Annotated in this window: 2 protein-coding genes; one reads left to right on the plus strand and one right to left on the minus strand. The window is 67.9% G+C overall.

Annotation, left to right across the window (positions count from 1 at the left end; genetic code table 11):
* Positions 1–65: 65 nt before the first annotated feature.
* Positions 66–332 (minus strand): FAD assembly factor SdhE, encoded by a 267-nt coding sequence (locus AX672_RS08690; RefSeq protein WP_066650758.1) that lies wholly within the window; start codon positions 330–332, stop codon positions 66–68.
* Between the two features lie 93 nt (positions 333–425).
* On the opposite strand from AX672_RS08690, the gene AX672_RS08695 reads away from it, so the two are divergent.
* Positions 426–2,127, plus strand: a 1,702-nt coding sequence (locus tag AX672_RS08695; RefSeq protein ID WP_066650759.1) for an ATP-dependent DNA helicase RecG, incomplete at its 3' end; no start/stop codon positions are given.

Here is a 2,127-nt window from a genome sequence, read left to right on the forward strand (position 1 = left end):
GAACGAGGCGACGCCGCCTGTGGCGCCCCCTCTCCCCATCCCTCCCCCCAAAGGGGAGAGGGAGTTTACCGCGCCACCGGCACGTAGTTCAGCGTCTTGAGCGCGGCGAGGATCGACCCTTCGTAACGCGGCGGGGCGACTTGGGTGCCCATTGCCCAGGCCATGATGTCGACGTCCTGCTCCTCGAGCAGCGCCTCGAACAACGTCATCTCGGCGTCCGACCAGCCGGCGCCGTGCGCGTCGAAAAAGCCGCCGATCAGCAGGTCGGCTTCCTTGGTGCCGCGGTGGTGCGCGCGGAATTGCAGGCGTTTCAGGCGGGTCTCGCGGTCCATCATGCACTTCCCAAAGAAATTTTGGCCAACGGCGATTGGCCGGGTCACCGCTTGGAAGCAGGTGCCGGCTCGGGTTACACAGGCGACATAGTCATGCGCCCGCAAATCCTCAATCCGCTGTTTGCCGAGATCACCGCGCTGAAAGGGGTGGGGCCTGCACTCGCCAAGCCGCTCGATCGGCTGGGGATCGCGCGCGTCGTCGACGTGGCGTTTCACTTGCCGAGCGGGTGGATCGACCGGGTCGAGCGCGACGAGCTCGACATGGCCGATGCGGGCCGCACGATCGTGATCACGCTGACCGCGGTCGATTATCGGCAGAGCGGACGCGGGCCGATGCGCGTGCACGCGACCGATGCTAAAGGGAATTACGTCAGCCTCGTCTATTTCGGCGGGAATGGCGGCTGGGTGAAGAAGCTGCTGCCCCTGGGCGAGGCGCGCCGCGTGTCGGGGCGGCTCGAGATGTACGGGCAGGAATTGCAGATCATCCACCCCGATCACGTCGTCCCGCTCGACGAGGCCGAAGGGATCGGCGGGCGCGAGGCGATCTATCCGCTGTCCGACGGCATGACGTCGAAGCGGCTGGCGATGCTCGCGGCGCAGGCGATCGAGCGCGCGCCCGACTTGCCCGAGTGGATCGAACCGGGGCTGCTCGCGCGGCGCGGCTGGCCGGGGTGGCGGGCGGCGCTCGCGCGCGTCCATGCCGATCCGCAGGACGCGGCGGCGCGCGAACGGCTTGCCTATGACGAGGTGTTCGCCAACCAGCTCGCGCTGACCTTGGTGCGCGCATCGACCCGCGCGCGCAAGGGCAGGGCGCTCGTGGGCGACGGGCGGCTGCGCGCGATGCTCAAGCTGCCCTATCAGCCGACCGGCGCGCAGCAGCGCTCGGTCGCCGAGATCGAGGGCGATCTCGCACAGGCGCAACCGATGCTGCGGCTGCTGCAAGGCGATGTCGGGTCGGGCAAGACTTTGGTCGCCGCAATGGCGTTACTGATCGCGGTCGAGGCGGGGACGCAGGGCGCCTTTCTCGCCCCCACCGAAATCCTCGCGCGCCAGCATTTCGACAGCCTCCAGCGGCTGCTCGCCGGGCTGCCGGTCAACATCGCGGTGCTTACTGGCCGCGACAAGGGACGCGTGCGCGAGGCGACGCTGATGGGCCTCGCCGACGGGTCGATCGACATCCTGATCGGCACTCATGCGATCTTCCAGGAAGCCGTCGGCTACAAGGACCTCGGCCTGATCGTCGTCGACGAACAGCACCGCTTCGGCGTGGCTGAACGCATGATGTTGACCGCGAAAGGCCAGCATCCGCATCTCCTGGCGATGACTGCGACGCCGATCCCGCGCACACTGACGCTTGCCGTTTATGGCGAGATGGACGTCAGCAAGCTCGACGAAATGCCGCCGGGACGCACGCCGATCGAAACGCGTGTGATCTCCGAGGACCGGCTGGCCGATGTCATCGAGGGGCTGGGCCGGCATCTGGCGGCGGGGGGGCAAGCCTATTGGGTGTGTCCGCTGGTCGAGGAATCGGAAAAGAGCGATCTTGCCGCTGCCGAAGCCCGTGCGGAGACCTTGCGGGCGCGTTTCGGCGACAAGGTTGCGCTCGTCCACGGGCGGATGAAGGGGCCGGAGAAGGACGCGGTGATGGCCGGTTTCTCGGCCGGGCGGACGGGGGTACTGGTCGCGACCACCGTCATCGAGGTCGGCGTCGACGTGTCCAATGCGACGCTCATCGTGATCGAGGCGGCTGACCGCTTCGGCCTTGCCCAGTTGCACCAGCTGCGCGGGCGGGTGG

It is taken from the genome of Sphingomonas sp. CCH10-B3 (genome assembly GCF_001556185.1).
Taxonomy (GTDB): domain Bacteria; phylum Pseudomonadota; class Alphaproteobacteria; order Sphingomonadales; family Sphingomonadaceae; genus Sphingomonas; species Sphingomonas aquatica.